A 20,384-nucleotide genomic window follows, 5' to 3' on the forward strand; every position below is an offset into this window, starting at 1 on the left:
ACGGGCCGGTGAATGTGAGATCGCACTACGTGAGCGACCATTCGAGAACAAGACGTCGCTGAACTGGCGCATGAACAGGAAGAGGTCGAGATGCAGGTGATCAGCGTAACGCAGGCGAGAAGGCGCTTCAGGCGACTCATGAGGCTCCTGCAGGAAGGCCATTCATTCGTGATCACTAGGCATGGAAAGCCGGTCTGCAAGCTTGAGCCGCCTGAAGCGCCGTGACGCGTGCGCGGTTGGTGGCCTAATGAAATCCGCAAAGAAATCCGAAGAAAATGGGAGGCTTAGGCGCTGTAAGTCAGGCGTGGCGAAGGCTCCAGGGATTTCCTGAATCCGCAAATTTGCTGGCTCGCCCCTCCGAGGACAGCTGTCGTGCACCAAACCCCGGCTCCGCCCGGTTTTTGCCCAACGGGCTTCATCCTTGGGCCTCTGGCCCTTCGGGCCGGCGCGCTCCGCTTGCAAATTTGCCAACAAACGCAAAGACCATTGCGATCCATCAATGGACTGACTGCCCAAGCGTGCCGGCCTTGTGCAACTGATAGTCGATGACGGTTTGATACAGGTGATCAGCCTCGAGACGTAGCCTTTCGATCTCCTCTGCTGGTCGCCCTTCATCCACCGCCTGCTGATGGGCCCGGATGGCTTGAAGAGCCTGCTGCAAGAGCGGCTCGCCGGCTTCTGTCATACCCAGGATCGTTCTTTTCACTGCGACCTCGTGCTGGATCTGTGGGCCCGATGGGCTTTCAAGTGCTCAAGCTCCTGGTGCCACACGGCCACGAACTTCTCAAAATCGCGCAGATAGGGCCCCTCTGCCAGGCGGGTAGAGCCAACACTTGCCGCTTGGAAGCGCTGCAGCCACGGCTCTGGGATACTCTCCTCGACAACCAGTTGAACGCCGTTGTGGAGCTTCGTGGTGATGAGATCGACGAGCTTCTGGGCGGAGAGCTGATCACCACTCTCGATGTCCGGCAGGCCCTGGTCAACCTCGTCGAGTTCAGCCAGCACCTTTTCAGCGCGAGCGTCTCCAGGCTGTAGATTGGCAAGTGCCCACAGCGCTCTGCGCCTCGCGATCTCCAGGCTCCGCAGTCGATGATCAATCGTCACATCACTTCTCCCTGCCGCAGGTGGACGTCACAGGCCAACTTCGACTTCTAACTGCGATCCCCACAAGGTACGGGTGAGCTCGCCTCTCGGCAGTTTTGCCAGGATCTCATCGGCGAGGTCACTGGCATGCCGTGCGTACAACGTGACAACACTTGGTACAGGCACGCGACCTGGAACGAGGGCCCCGACTCGCACCTGGGCAATTTTCAGTATATTCACGACATCTGTAGGTAGCGTGTCGGTCGACAGGTGCTCGACGGTCGGCCTTGTGGGAGGGCTCGCACCCTCCCACAGATCTACAATCGTTTCCAACAGCTTTTCAGGGCCGAAATACGCCAAGGCGATTTCCCACACGCGGCCTTCCTGGGACAACTTCAGGCGGGCCTTAGTCATTGCAGAGGTTCCAACAGATGAGGCTCTTTCTCGATTGTGAGTTCACTCAGCTCACCGCGCAGGCAAAGCTGATCTCCCTGGCGTTGGTCGCCGAGGATCGCCGGGAATTCTACGTGGAAGTGGTCGACGCGTGGCGAGAAGAAGACTGCAGTGAGTTCGTGAAGGAGATCGTACTGCCGCAGTTGTGGGGTGGTGAGTACGCCATGCCGATTATCGACGCCAGGGCGGCGCTCCTGCGGTTCCTGGCGACCTACGGCGAAGAGCTCGAGATTGTCACTGACGCACCTGCCTACGACTGGGAGCTGTTCTGCGAGCTCGCCTATGACGATGGGAAATGGCCCCAGAACGTCAGGAATTTTCCCACCGATGCCACGACCCTAACTACGACGAACGATGGGGAGGAATTGCCTCACCATGCCCTGCTGGACGCCAAGATCATCGCAAGCATGTTCACAGCTAGAGCGTAACCATCTCTCGCTCGATGGATTGCCTGAGGTGCTCAGGCATGTTGTTGTGGGCGTGGAAGTCGACTGGCACCCCCACCATGGCCTGGAGCTCATCCTCGAGCTCGGCGATGTCGAACAAGGAAATCTTGCCGGCCATTGCTGGAGGGATGATGGCGAGCAGATCGAGGTCACTCCCTTCGTGATCATCGCCTCGAGCAGCAGAGCCGAAGAGTTTGGGCTCAATGAAGCCATAGGCCTCGATGAGGCGCCGGATGTCCGCTTCCTTTCCTCGTATCGCGTCAGTGGGCCTCATGCCTTTCTCCAAGTTGCCGCTGAGCCGCGAGCAAAAGGCAAATTCTGCACTTTGCTGCAGGAGATCAGTCTCAGGTAGGCCATCTGTTAATGATCTTTTTCAGCGGGCCCGCCAAGAGCTTGCAACTGGTAGTCGGTGACAGCCTGAAAACGATGCTCAGCCATCAACCGCAGACGCTCGAGCTCAATCCCCACGACTCCATCAGCCTGGGCCTGATGGTAAACCTTCAGCGCTTCCACAGCCTCGGTGTACAGCGGATGGTCGGGCATGAGCACCTTGCTCAGATCTTTTTTCATGATCCCTCCCTTTCGCCATAGCGATCCCACACGACGCGATGCCATGAAGGCTTGTGTTTAGCCTACCACTGCTGATCACCCTGGACGGAGTGGGCGTACATCAATGCTTCGTCGGCGAGCTCCAGCATGTCAGCCAAGGTTCCTGAGTCTACGGCATGCGTATCACGTAGCGCATATGCGTGATGCAGAAGCTCCCTGTGATGTTTCTTAGGTGCGAGAAGCAGGGCCTCGGTGTCGTTGAGTAGCTGCCGCCACTCTTGGATCGACATTACGGGCAGATTGGTGCCTGTCATGGCGGCATTCCCTATTACTGTATGCGCATACAGTATTCGGAAAATGCCTGGCTGCATAGGTACTGCGGACGAAATGCGCCTGCGATGAGACCAGATCAGTTGCTGGAACGAGGCAGGCCTTCGCTGGGGGTGATGAGTCGCTCAGGTGTATCAGCTGACAGCATCACAATAGAAAAAGCCCCCGTGAGGGGGCTTTAGCAAACCATCGGTGGAGCGTGTTACTGGGCGAGCCAGCCTTCCACCACATCAGAGCCGTACTCGGCTTTCCATTCCTTGAGCAGCTTGTGATTGCCACCCTTGGTCTCGATGATTTCTCCGTTGTGCGGGTTCTTATACTGCTTCACCTGGCGGGCGCGACGCGGGGCCTTTTCAGCTGCTGCAGGGGCGGCGGCACGACGGTTGGCTTGAGGATCCAGGATGTTGATGATGTCGCGCAGGCTGTAGCCGTACTCAGCCAGCAAGTCACGCAGTTTGGTCTCAAATTGAATTTCGGCTTGCAGTTCGGAACTACCCTTGAGTGCCTCAAGCTCAGCAAGCTGTGCTGCTAGTTGCTGTTCGAGTTGACGGAATTCGGCTAGACGGGACATGTAGTTTCTCGGCATGATGGAAAAGGACGTTCCATCTTAAGGCATTCATAATAATTTTTCTCTTAATTTTGAACCTCTAGCAGCGACAAGCAATTTACCACCAAAAGCCTGACTGCCTGTAAGTTTCCGCCGCGGAATCTGATCAACCCTCCCCTCCTTTATCTGCCTTATCTGCCTTATCCCACTTCCATTTAAGTGAGGTCATCACTGCATGATGCATATTGAACACAAAAGACTTCAACTGCATCAGTATAAAATAAAATCCTGTGATGAGTAACACCTGTGCAGCAGAGGCGACCCACTCCCTAATAACCGCAGCATCATCGAACAGCATAATTAAATAGCTAACAACGCCCGACTTAGAGCCAAAAACAATCACCAACAAACACCAAACTATAAAAACTATAAAATAAATAAACACCCTGATAAACAAAAAGAAGTTATGCTTCAACCAAGAAATCTTGGAATCCGGATGCAATCTTTGACCCATCTTAATGAATAACTCAGGATCACTAAGAGTAGCAAATATTGTAAACCCTGCGACCAAAAAACCCATTGTGGTTAGAGCCGCATTGAAACCAAAATCAGCATACTTCCTAACAAATTCAACCTTAGCTTCCACCGTTTGAGGTGACAGTACCGCCTGTAATACAGCAGCAACAAAAAAAATAACGGTCGTTATCAAATTGAAGCGTGAAGATCGCACCTTCCTGGCAGCCACATATATTGAGAAGAGATTCTTCTCACTCAAAAGCGCATCTGAGTCAAGCGTTTCATTCTTCATAAGAATCCTTTACCTGCTGCAGCTTTTCCCTCGATCTTTTCGGTACAACTGGCAACTTAATCAACTTATTCGACACCCAATCCATGAAACCATGAACTAGGTAATCGGCTATTACCTCAACACGACGCCCTGGCACTTCGATTTTCTTTTTTATCTGGAAATCAGCGTTATCGCCGTTCAGTTTATCACCGGCCTTATCCAAACCCGTAAGCTTTACGACCTGATTACCTTGAGCAGTTGCAGCGGCCACTTCTTCAGTTACACTCGATTTATCAAGACCTTCCTTGTTAGTGTGCGTTATCGTAAGCGTTTTACTCCCAACAACCGCCTGCTGTTCCTGAGCACTATCAAAGAAAAAACCAGCATTGTCTGCTTCGTCATTTCGCGGCGTAAACGTATACTGAACCCGCTGAAGCTTGGCAAATCTCTTAATGAAGGAGTTAATATCCCCCTCTGATGATAATGGTACAACTTGAAGTTCAGGATAAGGATGTTCTTTCAACAACCCCACCTTCGTAATCTTCCTCCCTTCCTCATCAGCTTCATTATAAAGTCTCTCTATATACTCCTTGTGTGCATCTTTCAAAAATCTAATAGCTGTCCCCTCAAAATTCTGGAGTGTCGGAGGGTGCTTGGTTTCCTTGCCAAATATAACTCGATGAGTATCAAGCATCAGTACAAACACAGCAGACGGAGATGACTGCATCTTACGCTCATCTTGTACTATTTCACCCTTTATAAATCGCTGCTCAGAATGTAGCATTACATCCTTCACAAAGCGCCCTACCAAACATACCACCCCTTGAATCTCGGTTAAAGTGACATTAGTAAAGAAATACCTAGTATCAGCGTAACGCCTTACACGCTCGCCAAGAAATGCCGGAAGGACAATTTCTTCCAAATAATCCAGCAAGTTCGCGCCCCCAAACTTCAGGGTAAAATTCGCTGCTTCCATTGCAATGTCTTTCTTCATAATCCACACCCTGTACAAGTTAAATCGAACGTTACCACACCTCCTCGAAAAAAACCGTAGCAAGCTGGCTCATGGCCACCAACCAGTTTTTCCGTCCTAACCCAACAGCGTCGCTCGAATTTCGATTCATCGATAAGTCACCCATTCGGTTATGTTGCAATGTAACGGCTCACTTACAGTAGACCGTCCAAAGTTCATCAACGCGCGTGGTAAAGCTCTGGCTCATCATCTCCCGGCGCATGCCCCAGCTAGGGTCGACCGGCACACTCGCCAAACGCATCGTCCCTCTGCCCCACCTTCCATTCACCGCATCAAGCACGCCCATCAGCTTTTCACTCGCCACCGGCTGTGCCGCCGCGAACAGGTCACCGGTGATCTCATTTGGCTGGCTGAGGTCGAGCAACAGCACTTCAGCCTTGCTATAGCGGAAACCATCCCGGAACACTCGCTCCACGCCCTCCTGCGCAGCTTTTGTCAGCAAACGCGTATCGTCCGTTGGATATGGCAGCTCGACCAGGATGCCGTTGGCGTACTTGGCTTCATCGGGGTTGAACATGCCCGTGCGGATGCTTACGCGAAGGCGCTTACAGAGCGACTGCTGGGCGCGGAGCTTCTCGGCAGCCCTGGACGTGTAGGTTGCAACCGCCTCCTTGATAGGAGCAAGCTCGGTCAGTCGGTTACCAAACATCCGACTGCAGCAGATCTCTTTCTTTGGCGGGTCGGGCTCGTCCAGCTCGAGGCAGGTGATACCGCCAAGCTCGCGCACTGTTTTCTCCAGTACCACGCTGAACTGTTTCCGAAGTGACCAGGCGTCGGCATGGGCAAGCTCCCATGCGGTTCGGATATCCATTGCAGCCAGGTGAGCGGACAGGCGACGGCCAATGCCCCAGACGTCACCCGCATCACATTTCTTGAGCACCCAGTTGCGCTTCACGTCATCGCGCAGGTCGACGACACCACCGGTATGGCTCTGCCATTTCTTTGCGGCATGATTTGCCAGCTTGGCCAGGGTTTTGGTTGAGGCAATACCCACGCCGACCGGGATACCTGTCCGCCGATAGACCTCGGAGCGGATCTGTCGACCCAGGCGCTCAAGGTCGCCTGGCATACCCGTGAGTTCAGCGAAGGCTTCATCGATACTGTAGACCTCCGCTGCCGGCACCATAGACTCAATGACGGTCATTACCCGCTCACTCATGTCGCCGTAAAGCTCGTAATTCGAGGAGCATGCGACGATGCCGTGCTTTCGGAGCTTGTCCTTAATCTGGAAGTACGGCTCGCCCATCTTGATCCAGGGCTTGGCATCCGCTGATCGAGCGATCACGCAACCATCGTTGTTGCTGAGAACGACGACAGGCTTGCTGCGAAGGTCGAGGCGGAACACGCGCTCACAGCTCGCATAGAAGCTGTTGCAGTCGATAAGTGCGAAGACTCGCTCAGGCTTTGTCATGGCTTCGCACGCTGTAGGTAACCACACCCCAGACCTGCAGCTCTTCACCCTCCAGCAGATACCTGGATGGATAGCGCGGATTCTCGGACTTAAGGACTACCTGACTGCCGTCCCGGGCCAGGCGCTTGCAAAGGGGTTCGCAGTTCACGGCAGCGATAACGATGTGGCCTGGCTCAGCCTCGATGGAGCGATCCACAATCACGAGGTCGCCAGGGTAGATGCCGGCACCGATCATCGAGTCGCCCTCTACACGCACCAGATAAATGTGCGGAGCCCGGACGTCGAGCAACTCATCAAGAGAAATCCGCTTTTCCAGGTGATCCGCTGCAGGCGAAGGAAAACCTGCCGGGACATGGAAGGAAAACAGCGGGAGTTTCGCACCGCTTGATTCGAGGGGGCCGAGGATCGTGACCATGACGAAAACGCCTATACTGTATATACGTACATGTAAGCGTTTTCTCGTCAGTTGGTCAATGCAGCCCAGACCAACTGAAGATAGCTAAAGATCGCGAGCCCAAGTCTGGCTAACCAAATCTTTGCCGAAGCTGTTGACCTCCTCCTCCTCAATCAGCTCAAAACCGGCACCCTGATAGAGCTTACGGGCGGTCGTGAGATTGCTGGTCGTCCAGAGGATCATCCTTTTGTAACCAACCTGGCGAGCGAAGCGTAGTGTCTCATCAACCAGGCGCTTACCAATACCCAGGCCTCTCGCACGAGCGTCGACGTACAACATCCTCAGCTTGGCAGTGTTCTCGTCGTGCCGAACGACGAAAATTGATCCCACCACTTGGCCGCTCTGCTCTGCGATCCAGCAACGCTCGCGGGTGGGGTCGAATTCACGGAGGTACTTCGCCACGATCTCAGCCACCAAGGCCTCGAACTCAGAATTCCAACCGTACTCACCTGAGTAGAGTGCGGCCTGCTGCTGAACGACCAGCCCCATGTCGCCAGGCTGGGGATCACGTAGTAGGTAGGAGCGATCTGCTTTACCAAGAAGCCCTTCAATTTGCTTCATTGCCTCAGTCAGTTGCCGCTGCTGGGGCTCGGACAGAGGCTCAATTAGGGCCATCACCGCGTCTCGAGATACCTCCTCAAGCGATGCCAGGGTTCTCTGTCCCTCATGGGTCAGGTGGATCTCGTAAGCTCGAGCATCTTGGTCAGAGCGTACCTTCTCAATCAGGCCACGTTTCTCCAGGCCTGTTATTACCCTGCTCATATACCCAGCATCTAGGCTGAGGTGACTCCGAAGATCAACGCTGGTGAGTGGGCGACCTGCGCCAAGCTCAAATAGGATCCTAGCTTCAGTTAGGGAAAACTCTGATCGAAGCAGATGTTCGTCGAGCAACCCCATCTGGTGCGTATAAAAACGATTGAATGAGCGAATGACGTCTGCGCGCTCCCGCAAGGTGTTATGCATGACCAGCCTCAATGCTTGCTTTTAGCAATCATATCATTGCCAAAGGCAAGCATGTCAATTCAAGTCTTCAGCCTCCCTGGCTTCCTAGCAACAACCAAGATTAGATGTCTCGCTGACACCACCCCCTGAACCAAGAACGAGAAATGCGGGTCAACCCGTCACAGGAGATTGCGAAGGATGGGTTACGGCAAATGGTTTCATTTGACCTGCAGCGGATGCTCATTGGCGAGTACCCAGTGACCTTTCTATTAGAGGTCGCTCTCCGCGTTTCAGCGGCGTTTCTAGCCGTGTTCTTCTTTCTCAAATTCAGTGGTCGACGCGGAATCAGGCAGCTTTCCCGATTCGAGCTCGTGGTGATCCTCACCTTGGGTTCAGCCGCAGGCGATGTGACCTTTTACGAAGATGTCCCCCTCCTCCCGGTCGCATTGGTTTTCCTCACGCTGTTGCTGCTCTATCGCGGAACCGTCTACATGATGAGGCGCAGCAGAACCTGCGAGGCCTGGATCGATGGGTTGCCCATCACGGTCGTAAAGGACGGGATGTACGAGATCCATTCGCTGCGGAATTTGAACATCTCGTCCAACGAGCTCTTCATGGAACTGCGCCAACAAGGCGTGGAGCATCTTGGCCAGGTTCGACTCGGCCTATTGGAAACCGATGGGGATATCAGCCTGTATTTCTATGGGCCAGATGACACCCGGCCAGGGCTGTCAGTGCTGCCAGTAGAACATCGTCCAGAGTACCTAGCACCGCCGAACGCTGGCCTACACTGTTGCGTCAGCTGCGGCTTCACGACCTTCCTTGAACCTCAGGACTCGGCCGTGTGTGAACGCTGCGGACATAACGTCTGGTCACCTGCATTGGATACCGTGCGCAACCGCTAGACCAAACCCACTAAAGAGTGCGGGGGTTGGACACGCACCGTCTTCACTGACGGGTTTATTCACGTCCTTTTCACATCCGGTGTGAGAACTTTAGCTATCCCTACGTGTGATAGAAGCTCCCTTGCCCGCCTAGCAGTGGGCTTTCTTTTGCCCGCAATTCTACTCGGGCCATTCGTCCGTTGGGCTGTCCGCTTCAACGGCCAAGGCTGTCCTCTAAGGACACCAGCCAGAGCCTTCCTCATGCGACAGCTATTCCAAACGTTAACCCTTCCCTCTCGCCTGCACTCTGCTGTGGGCCTGCTCCGCTCCCGAAACGAAGTCTCCTGTGGAGTCACCAGGCAGGCCCGAGTCTGCTAAAACCCAACTACTGGAAGCCGGCGCCGCGACGCTGCAGTCGAAGCCGCCGATTGAGGCCATCAACACTTACTTGGATGGCTTCCATTTTTACAACGGGCATCCGGACGTGCAGATGGAAGCGCACCACTACTGCTCCATACTGAATGAGGATGTCATCCAGTGTGTGATATTCGACGGCAATACCAAAGGTGCGAAAATCATGGGCGTCGAGTACATCATCGACGAGAAGCTCTTTGCTTCGTTGCCGGCCAAGGAGAAGGCGATGTGGCACAGCCATGGCTATGAGGTCTCCTCTGGGCAGTTGATCGCTCCAGGCATTCCTGCTCCTGCTGAGCACGCCCTGATGGAGCGACTGGCGCATACCTATGGGAAGACTTGGCACACCTGGCACACCGATCAAGACAAGGCGCTACCTGTGGGTGTCCCGCAATTGATGATGGGCTTTACCGCAGATGGCCAGGCTGACCCGGCGATGGTCGAACAGCGCAATCGGCGCCTGGGTGTGGATGCTGCAAAAAACAAAGCTGAGCGGGCTGACATTCGTATTCCTGATGCTGATCCTCAGGCGGATGGCTGGCAGCACGGTAATGTCATTCAAATCACCGATCCAACCGGTGCCCATGTACATCACCCTTCAACAGCTACACCACCCACTACAAATAGCCGATCCAGCCAATAGCCGCCTGCATCAGCTCTGCGTGGATGGGGCCTCGGGCGTGTCCCCCTTGCGGGGGAACGGCTGTCGTGTACCGCGCCCTGGCGCAGCCAGGGTCACGGCCCTACCGGGCTTCCATCCTCACGCCTACGCCCCTCCATGGGCTTCGCGCTCCGCTTGCGGGGTCAAGTCGGAACAATTTTCATCGTGCGATATCCTGCTTGTAGCGTTCCGCGTATACCTGCATGACCATGAAAACGACGTTCGGGATCATCATGATGGTGATCATCCCCCAAAATCCGACTATCCCCCAGCCATGTAAGGCAGCGCCCAAAGCGATACCCAGCATTGAGAGCAGTACCTGCAACCACACGACCTTCCTTTGCCCCTTCATTCGAGTTCCTTGAGTTGACTCGTACATCATTTTTTTTGGTTACAGCCTACATATCGACCCAAGCGCAACAGCTAATCGCGGGTTAGGCCAAATGGGATTCACTTGCTGAGAAATGTCAGAGCGGTGCGGGCAAACTTCTCCGGCTGGTCAAGCATTACGAAGTGAAAACTGCCGTCAATGCGCTTTAACCGGATGTCGCGTGCTGAGGTATAGGCCTGATGGAACATCGCATCCACGCTGGATGAAGGCACGCCATACATTGGGTCATATGCGTACACGACCTCCACCGGCACGGTGATGCGGCTGAGTTCAGGTCGCAAATCGGTGACCATCAATTCATAGACAGCATCGGCCACCGTTCTGCGATCCGAGCGGATACTGTCAGCGACCAAACCTGGCCTAAACGCTTCATTTTTAACAAGCCGAGCGATGGATGCAGTTTGCATGGCTTCGTTTTGCTCAGCAGATGCAGCCATTAGCGAATCACGCATCACAGCAGCAGGCGCTGTAGCAGTTTCGGTGGTGGCCGAAGGGTCGACTAACAAGCTGTAAAAGGGAAGCGCATCAACGATCAGCAATCGGCCCACCTGATCGGGATGGCGAGCTCCAAGCATCAAAGCTGCCTCTCCTCCCAGAGAGTGACCGATGATCACCGGTGCCTTGATCCGCTGAGAGTGGATGTAGTCAGCGATCTCTTCGACCGCAGGAGCAATGACTTTCCCCTTGGTTTCGGATACGGCAGGCGACCCGGCGAAACCTGCCAGCTCAACCAGGTGAAGGCGATAGCTTTGCCTTAATTTGGGGACTAGGTCATCCCATACCTTTCGAGACGATGCCAGGCCTGGGATCAATATGACGTCCTTGCCGGAACCTTCAACCTGCACAGAAATTCGCTGCAGGCTGGAATGCTCTGCTGGCTGGGACGATAGGCCTGCTGATGCCATTACCGGCCCTGTCATCAACGAAAGCGTGGTTCCAACCATCGCCATGATTCTTCCAACGCGCATCAGACCCGCCCTTCTACGCAAAGCACTGCAATTTTTGCAGAACAATCACCTTTGAAAATAGTCGGCGTCATAGTCTCTCCTTGACCGTTGGCAAACGGACAGTATAAGGGCTTCAAAGCGCGGTGAAACCAGTAATCCGAGGTTCAGCTTGAGCCAAGGGGTGAAAAAAGTAGGCGTCCGCCCAACGCACCTTGCGTGAGCTGGGTCGGAATCCACTGACAGGTAGCAGCCCGTCCTTAGTGGCCTCGTTGCAGCACCGGCACCCTAGCGCGCCTGCGCTGCTTGTTGACGGGAATACGTTGCAGCACACTAAGCCTCCATCGTAAGGAGACGACCTCGCATGAAGGATACGCCTAGCATCCCCCTGATTATCCTCGATGTTCAGGATGCTATCGATCAACCTGTTTGGAATGGTAAAAGCCACCCTGGCTATTTGTCAGTTATCCAACGCCTTCTTTGGCACTGGCGATCCACTGGCTGGCCTGTCCTTCATGTGAAGCATGATGAAGAAAATCCCACCTCCAGCTATTACGTTCATGGCCCTTGGAATGGGATCAAGAAAGAAGTGGCACCGGTAGAGGGCGAGATTGTCATTATCAAGCATGAGAACTGCGCATTCATAGGAACCCAATTGGATGCCATTCTCAAAAATATGCAAGTAAAACGCATTGTTTTGACGGGCGTTGTGGTTCACAACAGCATGGATGCCACTATCCGGGCCGGGAAAGCGCTTGGGTACGAAATTATTCTTCCTGCGGATGCCACGACTGCTGTACCCGTAACCGGGCCGCAAGGAACGTGTTGGGACGCCTTAACCGTTTATGAGCTGGCCTTGGCCATACTGGGCACTGAATATGCCCAAGTCATGTCATCAGAGGATGTGCTCGCTCAGCTCCGCCTATGAAGCAGCGGCAGGCCTCCACTGATGCGGTAGCAAGCGCCCGACTTCACTGGCCCGCTGCGTCGGCAGCCGCATCAGAACGTCCTTTGAACAAGTTGTCCCCCAGACGGGACTCCAGTTGACGCACTGAGTAACTAACCGCTGACTGTGTAACACGAAGCTTGGCCGCCGCACGGGTAAAATGTCTTTCCTGCGCCACTGCTAGAAATACGACGAGGTCGCTGAATTTGTCGCGGGCCATTGAAGCCGGCTAATGCAGATCCCAAAATTGTGGACTCTCTGCGATGTTCGTCAACTTCAAGGCACCGTCGTCGCTAGACTGCACAGAAGCGTAGCGCCTGACACAGTGTTGTCGAGAATGCACCAATTGGGTGGATGGATAGCGCTGTACAAGCCCGGCGCATCCTGCACCGGGCATCAGCCATCATTTTTCGAGTGTTGCCGCCTGGTTGCCACCTTCTTCAGCAATTGCAGAAAGCTTATCGTCCGCTGCTTTTTCCTCGGCCAAGGTATCGCCCAGCAACGACACTGCTTCCTTCATTCCCAGGTGCTTGGCCATGGCGATCAGCGTTCCGTAGCTGGCGATCTCGTAGTGCTCCACCTTCTGGCAAGCCCCGATCAACGCTGCATCGAGCACCGCGCCTTTTTCGATTTCATCGAGTAGCTCCTTGCTCTCCTCGACCAGCCCCTCCATCGCAACGCACTTCATCCGCTTGAGCTTCAAGCCTGCCGACTCCACCAGTTGGTCGATGCGCTCGATCTGACCCTGGGTTTCGGCCAGGTGGGACGTGAAGGCGTCGGCCAACAATGGATTGGTGGCGGCCCTGGCCAACCGAGGCAGCGCCTTGGTGATCTGCTTTTCTGCGCTATACACGTCAGACAGTTCGTGGATAAACAGGTCTTCAACAGTTTTCCGTGCAGCCATTGGTTATCTCCTAGACGGTAGTGATCAGTGCAGGGTGTTACTCAGAAAAGTTTCTGGCCGCTCGACTTCCGGCGCATCGCCGGGAAGGTCGTTCGGTAGAAGCGAGCCGACTCCGAAGGTCATTACGGCCATGCGTACACGGAGAGCTCGACAGGCCAAGCGGGACTCAGCTTCAAATTCGGCCAACGCTTGACTCATGAGGTGCTCAACGCCAACCAGGCGATGTGGCGAGGCTTTCTTGCGCAGAGTGTTCATGTAGCCTCCGGCAGCTCAGTCTTTGCCATTGATCAAGCCGGAGCCAAGATCCGCTCCGGTGACCGGGTTGGTGGTTGGATCGGACATCGTCCGAAGCTTCATCGCCTCGACCGTTTCAGCCTCGGCAGGAGTCAGCGTCACCGCAGCGGTGCCATCTCCCCCATCAACAGCTGCGGATGGATTTTCCACGTACTCCCACTCGCTGCCCTCGTTCCAAGGGCCGCGCACATTGGGCTCACCGGACATGTTGAAATACTTGTTGGTGAACTCCGGCATGCCGGGGAGCTTGCCTTGGGGGAAGTTCGGCTGAATGGCGTGAAGCGCCTTCTCAAAGGAAAGCTGATGGGCGATCTCTCGCGTCATGAGGAAGCCCAGCGCCTCTTTCACGCCTGGGTCATCAGTCACGTTCATCAGACGCTCGTAGACGATCTTGGCCCGCGCTTCAGCGGCGATGTTCGAACGAAAATCTGCTGTTGGCTCGCCTATGGTATCGACATAGGCAGCGCTCCAAGGGACGCCAGCCGAATTGGTGAGCGGAGCGCCGGCACCGTACAAGATGCTGGTGATATGGGAGTCGTTGCCCGCACCATTGATCGCTCGATACAACTCACCCTCCTCTTCTACGCCCTCTGCAAGGCGACCTTTGGCCCCTTTGTTGAGCATGACGATGATGGAGCCGACGATCTCCAGGTGACTGAGCTCCTCGGTCGCGATGTCCATGAGCAGGTCTTTACGCCCCGGATCGTCTTCCGCCAACGCTTGAGTGAAATAACGGCTAGCAGCCGCCAGTTCACCTTGAGCACCACCGAATTGTTCGAGCAACAGGTTCGCCAGACCTGGATTGGGCTGCGCTACTCGCACGGTATATTGCAAGCGCTTGTTATGGATAAACATGGCTATCTCCTCGCGGCTAGTCGAACGCCCATAATTATTTGTGAACGTCGTCTATGGCTGGGAGTGAGCTCCGTCTTACATCGTGCTAACCAACGCTCAACATTCAGGACGGGCGGCCACGCAGAAATAGTTCAAAGTGATTTTCCATGCAAATAAAAATAAATAGACTCCAATAGTTAGTGCGCAACACCATTCATCGTCTGAAACGAACAGTTCCTAAAGGACGGTTTCCCAATAATTCCCTCACAAAGGATATTTGACCATGGCGACTCCAACCGAGAACTTACTGGATTGGCTGCGTGATGCTCACGCAATGGAACAGCAAGCTGAGACAATGCTGAAGGGGCAAGCAGAGCGACTTGAGCACTATCCCAAACTTCGCGAGCGAATTGTTCAGCACATTGCAGAAACCGAAGGACAGCAGCGTCGGCTAGTGGAGTGCATCGAGCGCCTTGGCGGAAGCACATCGAAACTGAAAGACATGGCCGGCAAACTCATGGCGTTTGGCCAAGCTGTTGGCGGCATGGCGATGAGCGACGAAGTGGTCAAGGGCGCCATGGCTGGCTACGTGTTCGAGAACGTAGAGATCGCTTCCTACACGGTGCTCGTAGAAGCGGCTACATTCGCGGGCGACGAGCTGACGGCAAATGCGTGCCGTTCGATCCTCAAAGAAGAGATCGCCATGGCGAAATGGCTGGGTGAGCATTTGCCAGAAATCACACAAGCCTTCCTTTCTCGTTCTGCAACTCCGGATGTTGAAGCGAAACGCTGATTTCGAAAAGGCCGTATCGCGTTGATACGGCTCATTACTTTCCGTTGGGCCTCCAATCGATATGAAAGACTTTTCCGATATCAACTGCTGCCATTCCCGCCTTAAAGGGCCGCTATGGAAGACGTTGAGCTTTAGCGTCTTACACTTCTCGATAGCCTTTACCGTCGCCTACCTACTCACCGGCTCTGCATTGACAGGCGGACTGATTGCGATCATTGAGCCGGCTTGTAATACCGTTGCCTTTTATTTCCACGAAAAGGTGTGGCAACGTCTTCAGAGCTAATAATTAACAACTTTACTGCGCGGATCACTGGCAATCCTTCTGGCCCGTCCTACACCCCAGGCCAGTGCACGGGTCATCGATTCTCCTGGCCTAGCATCAAATGCTTCTTCGTGGAGTGGCATCCCAGTGGCCGCATAGACGCCGATAAAAACCTGGGTAGCCCCGGTTCGCGACAATCTCGTCTGTACGTCAATAACCGTTCCGTTGTCCAGTGTCTCATCATGGCTACGATGGGGAAGCACAGGGTCAGCCCACTTCCAGAAAACATCACCACGTATTCGCATGTCAGCCATCCTATGACTTTAGTATCATTTAGACATCACCTGACCTTAGCGGAGCAGCCCATCAACGCGAGCGCCAATTTCCGACAACGACGCTTTTCGGACAGCCGGTAACGGTCGCCCAACTCTTCAACGTGCCATCGAGCTCCGAGCGGAAGTCGTAATGCAGCCGTGTGGCGTCATGCTTCTGGACGCAGAATTGTAAGGCCTGAATATTCCTGCTCGACTGCTTACGATTTCCAGACGGCTCCGGTGACGCGTCGAAATCTCGCATCCGGTTGTATTTCTCAAGGCTGGAGACATGGTTAGTGGATGGCGCATCGGGCTCGATGACGGCCTTGCCCAAAATCACCTCAACGAGCGTGGCCAGGGTTTTACGCTGAGCCTTGGCTTCAGCACTGAGGATCTGTACGGCCATGGTTTCACGCAGATCTGGGAGTGCTTCGCCAGCCTCCAATGCCTCCGCTTCTGTAAGCACTTGTACCTGCGAAAGCGCCTCAGGATGTGAGGCAGCGAACACCATGTATGCCAACATCGTGTCGTCCATCGCCACGCCCCTCGTTTAATCGGCCTGGCTCTTGTGGCACGGGCTCAGATCGTTCTGATACCGGTGTGGTCAGGAATGTTCAGCTTGAAATGTGGGCGTCGCGAATGAGTTTTAAGTACCACCGGACTTGTTCGGCTGAACTTTGCCATCTGTCATGGCTTCCCCTGCATACCTATCACGGAAAAACGCCTGCAGGAGCTGACCTTATGAGAGCACTGACCTACCACGGAGCACACGACGTCAGGGTCGATAACGTCCCCGATCCCATCATTGAGCAGGAAGACGACATTATCCTCAGGGTCACAGCCACAGCCATTTGCGGCTCTGACCTGCACCTTTATCGAGGCAAAATTCCAGAAACCGAAGCGGGTGATATCTTCGGCCATGAGTTCATGGGCATCGTCGAAGATACTGGCAGTGCCGTGACCAATCTGCAGATCGGCGACCGAGTAGTGATTCCCTTCGTGATCGCGTGCGGCAGCTGTTTCTTCTGCCAGCACGACCTGTTCGCTGCCTGTGAAACCACCAACACGGGTCGTGGTGCGATCATCAACAAGAAGGGAATTCCCCCAGGCGCCGCGCTGTTTGGATATAGCCATCTCTATGGCGGTATCCCTGGCGGCCAGGCGGATTACGTGAGGGTGCCCAAGGGCAACGTCGGCCCGTTCAAAGTGCCCACCGCGCTGGCCGACGACAAGGTGCTGTTCCTCTCGGACATCCTGCCGACCGCTTGGCAGGCGGTCATCAATGCCGAAATAGGCCAAGGGTCATCGGTGGCGATCTACGGCGCCGGGCCGGTGGGCTTGCTGAGCGCCGCCTGTGCGCGAATGCTCGGCGCTCAGACCATCTTCATGGTCGACGACAACGATTATCGCCTGGCCTACGCACGAGAGGCCTACGGGGTCATACCGATCAACTTCGAGCAAGACGACGATCCCGCCGACAGCATCATCCGCCAGACGCCAGGCATGCGCGGCGTCGATGCGGTGATCGATGCGGTCGGTTTCGAGGCGAAAGGCAGCACTGCCGAAACGGTGATGACGGCGCTGAAGATCGAAGGCAGCAGTGGCAAGGCGCTGCGCCAGAGCATTGCTGCAGTGCGTCGCGGCGGAGTTGTCAGTGTGCCGGGGGTATACGCCGGCTTCATCCACGCCTTCATGTTCGGCGATGCCTTCGACAAGGGGCTCACCTTCAAGATGGGCCAGACCCATGTGCAGAAATACTTGCCTGAACTTCTTGAACACATCGAAGCAGGTCGCCTGCAACCAGAGCTGATCGTCACCCACCGCCTGGCCCTCGAAGAAGCGGCCATGGGCTACAAGATGTTCGATCAGAAGCAGGACAACTGCCGCAAGGTCATCCTCGTGCCAGGCGCGGCAGCGGGCACCTTGGGCCCTGACTTCGTGTAAAGGAGGCAAGCACATGAACGGTATCGCCAGCTACTCCTGGATTGCCGTCGCGGCAATCCTCTTGCTCATCGATCTGTGGGCCATCGTCAGCGTGTTCCGGAGCGACAAGTCAGATGCAGTCAAAGCGGCCTGGGCCCTGCTGATCGTCGCCCTACCGCTGGTTGGCCTGGGTATCTGGGGCGTTGCTGGCCCACGCGGTATCAAGCGAGGTACTGGGCCCACTTCCGACGAGCACAGCAAAGGCTGACATTTCCGAGCTCCACTTACAGGGGTTTCAACATGATCGATCAAGCGACAGGCATGAAACCAGGCGAACGCTATCGCGTGGAAAACGTGGAGCGCGCTCATCAGTTCCCCGGCTTCTTTCAAGACGGGAAGTATTATCTCGGCCCTGAGCTTCTCACCGCCGTGGGATGGCTTGAAGGCACACAATTCATCTACGACAGCCTGGATGCCGAAGGTGAGCCCGTGTTTCCTAACCGGGAGGCGGGAATCATCGAAGGGCTGACTTTAACCCTGGTAGATGGCACCGCTCTGGGACTTTGCCGAGTCGAGGCCAGCGAAACCCTTGCTAACTTTGACGCCAGTACGTCGGGCACAAATGATGGAGCACTTGGCGATAGTTACCCGATCAAGGGCCCGCTTCGCGGCAAAGTCGTGGTGATCACTGGCGCTTCAAGCGGTATAGGTCGCGCCGCTGCGCACGCCTTTGCGTGCAAAGGTGCTCGCCTGGTACTCGCAGCACGCGACGAAGAGGCGTTATTCGACGTCCTGGATGAATGCACCGATTGCGGTACCGACGCCATAGCGATTATGACGGACGTCACCCGCAACGATCATGTTCAAGCGCTCGCCGAGCAGGCTGCAGAATTTGGCCATGGACGGATCGATATCTGGATCAACAATGCCGGGGTCGGCGCGGTCGGCAATTTCGAAGAAACGCCATTGGAGGCGCACGAGCAGGTCATCCAGACTGACCTGATCGGTTACCTGCGAGGTGCCTACGTCGCCCTTCCCTTCTTCAAGGCACAGGGCAGCGGTATTCTGATCAACACGCTGTCGCTGGGCAGCTGGGTGGCCCAGCCCTACGCCGCCGCTTATTCGGCGAGCAAATTCGGCTTGCGTGGACTGACCGAGGCATTGCGAGGCGAGCTGACTGGATATCCCAACATCCATGTCTGCGATATCTATCCAGCAGTCATGGACACACCTGGCTTCCGAGACGGTGGCAACTACACCGGACATACGCTGACACCGCCAAGCCCCGTATACGATCCCGAGATGGTGGCAAAGGCTATGGTGGCATGCGCAATCTCGCCTCGGGCTCACACCACCGTTGGCGCTGCAGCGCGCATCGCGCATTTGGCCAGCTACCTGATACCAGGGCTGCCTCTGTTGTCAGGGAAGCTGACGCGCTGGGGGATAAATCGCAGCCCCGTAGCCGCAGCATCATCAGGCAACCTCTTCGAGCCTCCAAGTGGCAGGAGAGGTATCGACGGAGGTTGGAGGAAGTCAAAAGATAAAACGCCCCTGCTGATCGGCGCAGCGGCGCTGGGAATCCTTTTGGGTATTACCCTCACACGTTCACGACGCAGGGATAGATAGAGAAGGTCTGCTTACAGAGGATTGAGCGTGGTTTCATTGCGAGATCACGTTCGATCCCTACTCTGCTGACGAGCTCCTGGGTTTAACCGGGCGATAGTCCTCCCCTGCTACCGCTCTCAGGTAAGCAGCGTCAGCCTCCAGACGAAGATCGCGCCATTCCTGCCAGCAGATAATCCCTCGACGATCCATCTCATCGGCTTGGCGAAGCAATTCCTCGTGATAATCGTCAGGCGAGTCCATGCGCAATGCCCTGTCTTCAAGCACCCGATACCAAACCGCCAAACAATTGAGTTTCAGCAATGGGGCGGCAGACAGGTTTTTCTCGAGTGTTCGCATCAGGAGGCCTCATATGCTGATGGAGGGTGGAGTCACGCAGATTGCAGAGGTTCAGTAGGGCGGTGTCAGCGGCATGGATGCGTCCAGATGGTCGCCCCCGTTATAGATCCGCTCACGGATGGGAATGGATGGCACTGACTCAAGTTGAAGTGAATTTTTTGAACGCTGGCGATGTCGTAGTGATGGCGCGCTGCTACGTCTTGCTGGAAGAAAGCAAGCAGACCTGGATGTCCCTCCCTTCCTGCAGCCGCATGTCCGAGTATACGTATGAAAGAGCTGCTTTCCGCTGCGAAGATAATTCGCCCAACTGTTCTCATCGTTGAGGACGAACCCATGATTCGAGAGCTTTTGACCCTGTACCTGGAAGAATGGGGGGCCATGGTGACAGCGGTGGCGACTGCCGATGACGGTAATGAGGCGTTGAGGAAGCAAGATTGGACGCTGCTGATAACGGATGTACAAACGCCTGGTTTACTCAATGGGGTTGATCTTGCCTGGATGGCAAGCCAGCAAAAACCTCAGACGCGCATCATTGTCATGAGCGGATACTACGAATTTGCAGGGAGAGTGTTGCCGCCAGGTGCGGAGTTCCTTCCTAAGCCGTGGCCAATAACCCAGCTCCAGGAACTGCTCTGCGCTCAGCTTAACCACGCCGACGGGGGTGGAAGGTCGGCGTCTGCCAAGCTTGATCTTTCCCAAACGTTCGCGAACAAAGCTTAAGGACGCCACACACGCCTGCACCGGTTCTTTCGCGCAACCCGTCGGCCTTGGCCAAAACCCACTGAGTAAACACCCCGCCCCAGGACGTCCGAGTTGAACACAG

31 protein-coding genes and 1 pseudogene are annotated in these 20,384 nt (G+C 55.2%); 11 read left to right on the forward strand and 21 right to left on the reverse strand.

Going from position 1 to position 20,384, the window contains the following annotated elements:
* Positions 1-90: 90 nt before the first annotated feature.
* Positions 91-225: a type II toxin-antitoxin system Phd/YefM family antitoxin gene (locus tag G1E_RS27565; protein ID WP_009681399.1), complete on the forward strand. Its 135-nt coding sequence runs from the start codon at positions 91-93 to the stop codon at positions 223-225.
* A 271-nt stretch (positions 226-496) separates the two neighbouring features.
* Here the strand turns inward: G1E_RS27565 and G1E_RS12785 are convergent, their stop codons facing one another.
* From G1E_RS12785 to G1E_RS12795, 3 genes are read right to left on the reverse strand one after another with little or no spacing between them, the layout of a single operon-like run.
* On the reverse strand, positions 497-706 hold the full coding sequence (locus tag G1E_RS12785) for a hypothetical protein (protein WP_009681400.1): 210 nt from the start codon (positions 704-706) through the stop codon (positions 497-499).
* The gene (locus G1E_RS12790; RefSeq protein ID WP_033690036.1) at positions 703-1,104 is read right to left on the reverse strand and encodes a hypothetical protein; all 402 of its coding nucleotides are present in this window, start codon (positions 1,102-1,104) and stop codon (positions 703-705) included. The genes G1E_RS12785 and G1E_RS12790 overlap by 4 nt, the downstream gene beginning before the upstream one ends.
* A 27-nt stretch (positions 1,105-1,131) precedes the next feature.
* Positions 1,132-1,497: a hypothetical protein gene (locus G1E_RS12795; protein ID WP_009681402.1), complete on the reverse strand. Its 366-nt coding sequence runs from the start codon at positions 1,495-1,497 to the stop codon at positions 1,132-1,134.
* 17 nt (positions 1,498-1,514) lie between these two features.
* Here G1E_RS12795 and G1E_RS12800 point away from each other — a divergent pair, with 17 nt between their 5' ends.
* On the forward strand, positions 1,515-1,964 hold the full coding sequence (locus tag G1E_RS12800; protein WP_033690042.1) for a 3'-5' exoribonuclease: 450 nt from the start codon (positions 1,515-1,517) through the stop codon (positions 1,962-1,964).
* Here the strand turns inward: G1E_RS12800 and G1E_RS12805 are convergent.
* The 9 genes from G1E_RS12805 to G1E_RS12845 form a co-directional block, all read right to left on the reverse strand.
* Positions 1,954-2,256 (reverse strand): nucleotidyltransferase family protein, encoded by a 303-nt coding sequence (locus G1E_RS12805; protein WP_009681404.1) that lies wholly within the window; start codon positions 2,254-2,256, stop codon positions 1,954-1,956. The genes G1E_RS12800 and G1E_RS12805 overlap by 11 nt on opposite strands.
* A gap of 86 nt (positions 2,257-2,342) precedes the next feature.
* The gene (locus tag G1E_RS12810) at positions 2,343-2,552 is read right to left on the reverse strand and encodes a hypothetical protein (protein ID WP_009681405.1); all 210 of its coding nucleotides are present in this window, start codon (positions 2,550-2,552) and stop codon (positions 2,343-2,345) included.
* A 62-nt stretch (positions 2,553-2,614) separates the two neighbouring features.
* Positions 2,615-2,845, reverse strand: coding sequence for a hypothetical protein (locus G1E_RS12815; protein ID WP_009681406.1), 231 nt, complete (start codon positions 2,843-2,845; stop codon positions 2,615-2,617).
* 218 nt (positions 2,846-3,063) lie between these two features.
* A complete protein-coding gene (locus G1E_RS12820; protein ID WP_009681407.1) occupies positions 3,064-3,432 on the reverse strand; it encodes a histone-like nucleoid-structuring protein, MvaT/MvaU family in 369 nt (122 codons plus the stop codon).
* A 142-nt stretch (positions 3,433-3,574) separates the two neighbouring features.
* Positions 3,575-4,216, reverse strand: a complete 642-nt coding sequence (locus G1E_RS12825) for a hypothetical protein (RefSeq protein ID WP_009681408.1) — start codon at positions 4,214-4,216, stop codon at positions 3,575-3,577.
* Positions 4,206-5,189, reverse strand: coding sequence for a hypothetical protein (locus G1E_RS12830; protein ID WP_009681409.1), 984 nt, complete (start codon positions 5,187-5,189; stop codon positions 4,206-4,208). Before G1E_RS12830 ends, G1E_RS12825 begins: the two co-directional genes overlap by 11 nt.
* A 169-nt stretch (positions 5,190-5,358) precedes the next feature.
* Positions 5,359-6,639 carry a translesion error-prone DNA polymerase V subunit UmuC gene (gene umuC / locus G1E_RS12835; RefSeq protein ID WP_009681410.1) on the reverse strand — a complete coding sequence of 427 codons (1,281 nt, stop codon included), beginning with the start codon at positions 6,637-6,639 and terminating at the stop codon, positions 5,359-5,361.
* The gene (locus G1E_RS27570) at positions 6,626-7,054 is read right to left on the reverse strand and encodes a LexA family transcriptional regulator (RefSeq protein ID WP_009681411.1); all 429 of its coding nucleotides are present in this window, start codon (positions 7,052-7,054) and stop codon (positions 6,626-6,628) included. The genes umuC and G1E_RS27570 overlap by 14 nt, the downstream gene beginning before the upstream one ends.
* Before the next feature lie 84 nt (positions 7,055-7,138).
* Positions 7,139-8,056 (reverse strand): bifunctional helix-turn-helix transcriptional regulator/GNAT family N-acetyltransferase, encoded by a 918-nt coding sequence (locus tag G1E_RS12845; protein WP_009681412.1) that lies wholly within the window; start codon positions 8,054-8,056, stop codon positions 7,139-7,141.
* Between the two features lie 191 nt (positions 8,057-8,247).
* Here G1E_RS12845 and G1E_RS12850 point away from each other — a divergent pair, with 191 nt between their 5' ends.
* The gene (locus tag G1E_RS12850) at positions 8,248-8,940 is read left to right on the forward strand and encodes a DUF421 domain-containing protein (RefSeq protein WP_033690043.1); all 693 of its coding nucleotides are present in this window, start codon (positions 8,248-8,250) and stop codon (positions 8,938-8,940) included.
* Between the two features lie 325 nt (positions 8,941-9,265).
* Positions 9,266-9,976, forward strand: coding sequence for an OBAP family protein (locus tag G1E_RS12855; protein WP_009681414.1), 711 nt, complete (start codon positions 9,266-9,268; stop codon positions 9,974-9,976).
* A 178-nt stretch (positions 9,977-10,154) separates the two neighbouring features.
* Here the strand turns inward: G1E_RS12855 and G1E_RS12860 are convergent, their stop codons facing one another.
* Both G1E_RS12860 and G1E_RS12865 read right to left on the reverse strand, forming a co-directional pair.
* Positions 10,155-10,346 carry a hypothetical protein gene (locus G1E_RS12860; RefSeq protein WP_009681415.1) on the reverse strand — a complete coding sequence of 64 codons (192 nt, stop codon included), beginning with the start codon at positions 10,344-10,346 and terminating at the stop codon, positions 10,155-10,157.
* Between the two features lie 98 nt (positions 10,347-10,444).
* Positions 10,445-11,353: an alpha/beta fold hydrolase gene (locus G1E_RS12865; protein WP_009681416.1), complete on the reverse strand. Its 909-nt coding sequence runs from the start codon at positions 11,351-11,353 to the stop codon at positions 10,445-10,447.
* A 340-nt stretch (positions 11,354-11,693) separates the two neighbouring features.
* On the opposite strand from G1E_RS12865, the gene G1E_RS12870 reads away from it, so the two are divergent.
* Positions 11,694-12,257, forward strand: coding sequence for an isochorismatase family protein (locus tag G1E_RS12870; protein WP_009681417.1), 564 nt, complete (start codon positions 11,694-11,696; stop codon positions 12,255-12,257).
* A 43-nt stretch (positions 12,258-12,300) separates the two neighbouring features.
* On the opposite strand, the gene G1E_RS27575 is transcribed toward G1E_RS12870, so the two are convergent.
* The 4 genes from G1E_RS27575 to G1E_RS12885 form a co-directional block, all read right to left on the reverse strand.
* Positions 12,301-12,495 carry a LysR family transcriptional regulator gene (locus G1E_RS27575; protein WP_080709236.1) on the reverse strand — a complete coding sequence of 65 codons (195 nt, stop codon included), beginning with the start codon at positions 12,493-12,495 and terminating at the stop codon, positions 12,301-12,303.
* Between the two features lie 183 nt (positions 12,496-12,678).
* Positions 12,679-13,179 carry a ferritin-like domain-containing protein gene (locus tag G1E_RS12875; RefSeq protein WP_009681418.1) on the reverse strand — a complete coding sequence of 167 codons (501 nt, stop codon included), beginning with the start codon at positions 13,177-13,179 and terminating at the stop codon, positions 12,679-12,681.
* A gap of 24 nt (positions 13,180-13,203) precedes the next feature.
* Positions 13,204-13,434, reverse strand: coding sequence for a hypothetical protein (locus tag G1E_RS12880; RefSeq protein ID WP_029886730.1), 231 nt, complete (start codon positions 13,432-13,434; stop codon positions 13,204-13,206).
* A gap of 15 nt (positions 13,435-13,449) precedes the next feature.
* Entirely contained in the window at positions 13,450-14,328 is an 879-nt protein-coding gene (locus G1E_RS12885) for a manganese catalase family protein (protein ID WP_009681419.1), read from the reverse strand.
* A 262-nt stretch (positions 14,329-14,590) separates the two neighbouring features.
* On the opposite strand from G1E_RS12885, the gene G1E_RS12890 reads away from it, so the two are divergent.
* Positions 14,591-15,100, forward strand: a complete 510-nt coding sequence (locus G1E_RS12890) for a ferritin-like domain-containing protein (protein WP_009681420.1) — start codon at positions 14,591-14,593, stop codon at positions 15,098-15,100.
* A 61-nt stretch (positions 15,101-15,161) separates the two neighbouring features.
* On the forward strand, positions 15,162-15,383 hold the full coding sequence (locus tag G1E_RS27580; protein WP_009681421.1) for a DUF2061 domain-containing protein: 222 nt from the start codon (positions 15,162-15,164) through the stop codon (positions 15,381-15,383).
* On the opposite strand, the gene G1E_RS29490 is transcribed toward G1E_RS27580, so the two are convergent.
* Together G1E_RS29490 and G1E_RS29495 are read right to left on the reverse strand one after the other, a co-directional pair.
* Complete coding sequence (locus G1E_RS29490; protein WP_029886733.1) at positions 15,380-15,667, reverse strand: hypothetical protein; 288 nt, start codon at positions 15,665-15,667, stop codon at positions 15,380-15,382. The genes G1E_RS27580 and G1E_RS29490 overlap by 4 nt on opposite strands.
* A 103-nt stretch (positions 15,668-15,770) precedes the next feature.
* Positions 15,771-16,211, reverse strand: a pseudogene (locus G1E_RS29495) (DNA polymerase ligase N-terminal domain-containing protein); the annotation flags it as partial.
* Positions 16,212-16,417: 206 nt separating this feature from the next.
* Here G1E_RS29495 and G1E_RS12900 point away from each other — a divergent pair.
* Genes G1E_RS12900 through G1E_RS12910 form a run of 3 tightly spaced genes read left to right on the forward strand, consistent with a single transcriptional unit; the run spans position 16,418 to position 19,225 of the window.
* Positions 16,418-17,620 (forward strand): zinc-dependent alcohol dehydrogenase, encoded by a 1,203-nt coding sequence (locus G1E_RS12900; RefSeq protein ID WP_009681423.1) that lies wholly within the window; start codon positions 16,418-16,420, stop codon positions 17,618-17,620.
* Positions 17,621-17,633: 13 nt separating this feature from the next.
* Complete coding sequence (locus tag G1E_RS12905) at positions 17,634-17,867, forward strand: PLD nuclease N-terminal domain-containing protein (protein ID WP_009681424.1); 234 nt, start codon at positions 17,634-17,636, stop codon at positions 17,865-17,867.
* Between the two features lie 32 nt (positions 17,868-17,899).
* Entirely contained in the window at positions 17,900-19,225 is a 1,326-nt protein-coding gene (locus G1E_RS12910) for an SDR family oxidoreductase (RefSeq protein WP_009681425.1), read from the forward strand.
* A gap of 57 nt (positions 19,226-19,282) precedes the next feature.
* Here G1E_RS12910 and G1E_RS12915 read toward each other — a convergent pair whose 3' ends face one another.
* Positions 19,283-19,561, reverse strand: a complete 279-nt coding sequence (locus G1E_RS12915; RefSeq protein ID WP_009681426.1) for a hypothetical protein — start codon at positions 19,559-19,561, stop codon at positions 19,283-19,285.
* Positions 19,562-19,828: 267 nt separating this feature from the next.
* On the opposite strand from G1E_RS12915, the gene G1E_RS12920 reads away from it, so the two are divergent.
* Positions 19,829-20,281: a response regulator gene (locus tag G1E_RS12920; protein WP_009681427.1), complete on the forward strand. Its 453-nt coding sequence runs from the start codon at positions 19,829-19,831 to the stop codon at positions 20,279-20,281.
* Positions 20,282-20,384 lie beyond the last annotated feature (103 nt).

It is taken from the genome of Pseudomonas sp. TJI-51, from assembly GCF_000190455.2.
Lineage (GTDB): Bacteria > Pseudomonadota > Gammaproteobacteria > Pseudomonadales > Pseudomonadaceae > Aquipseudomonas > Aquipseudomonas juntendi.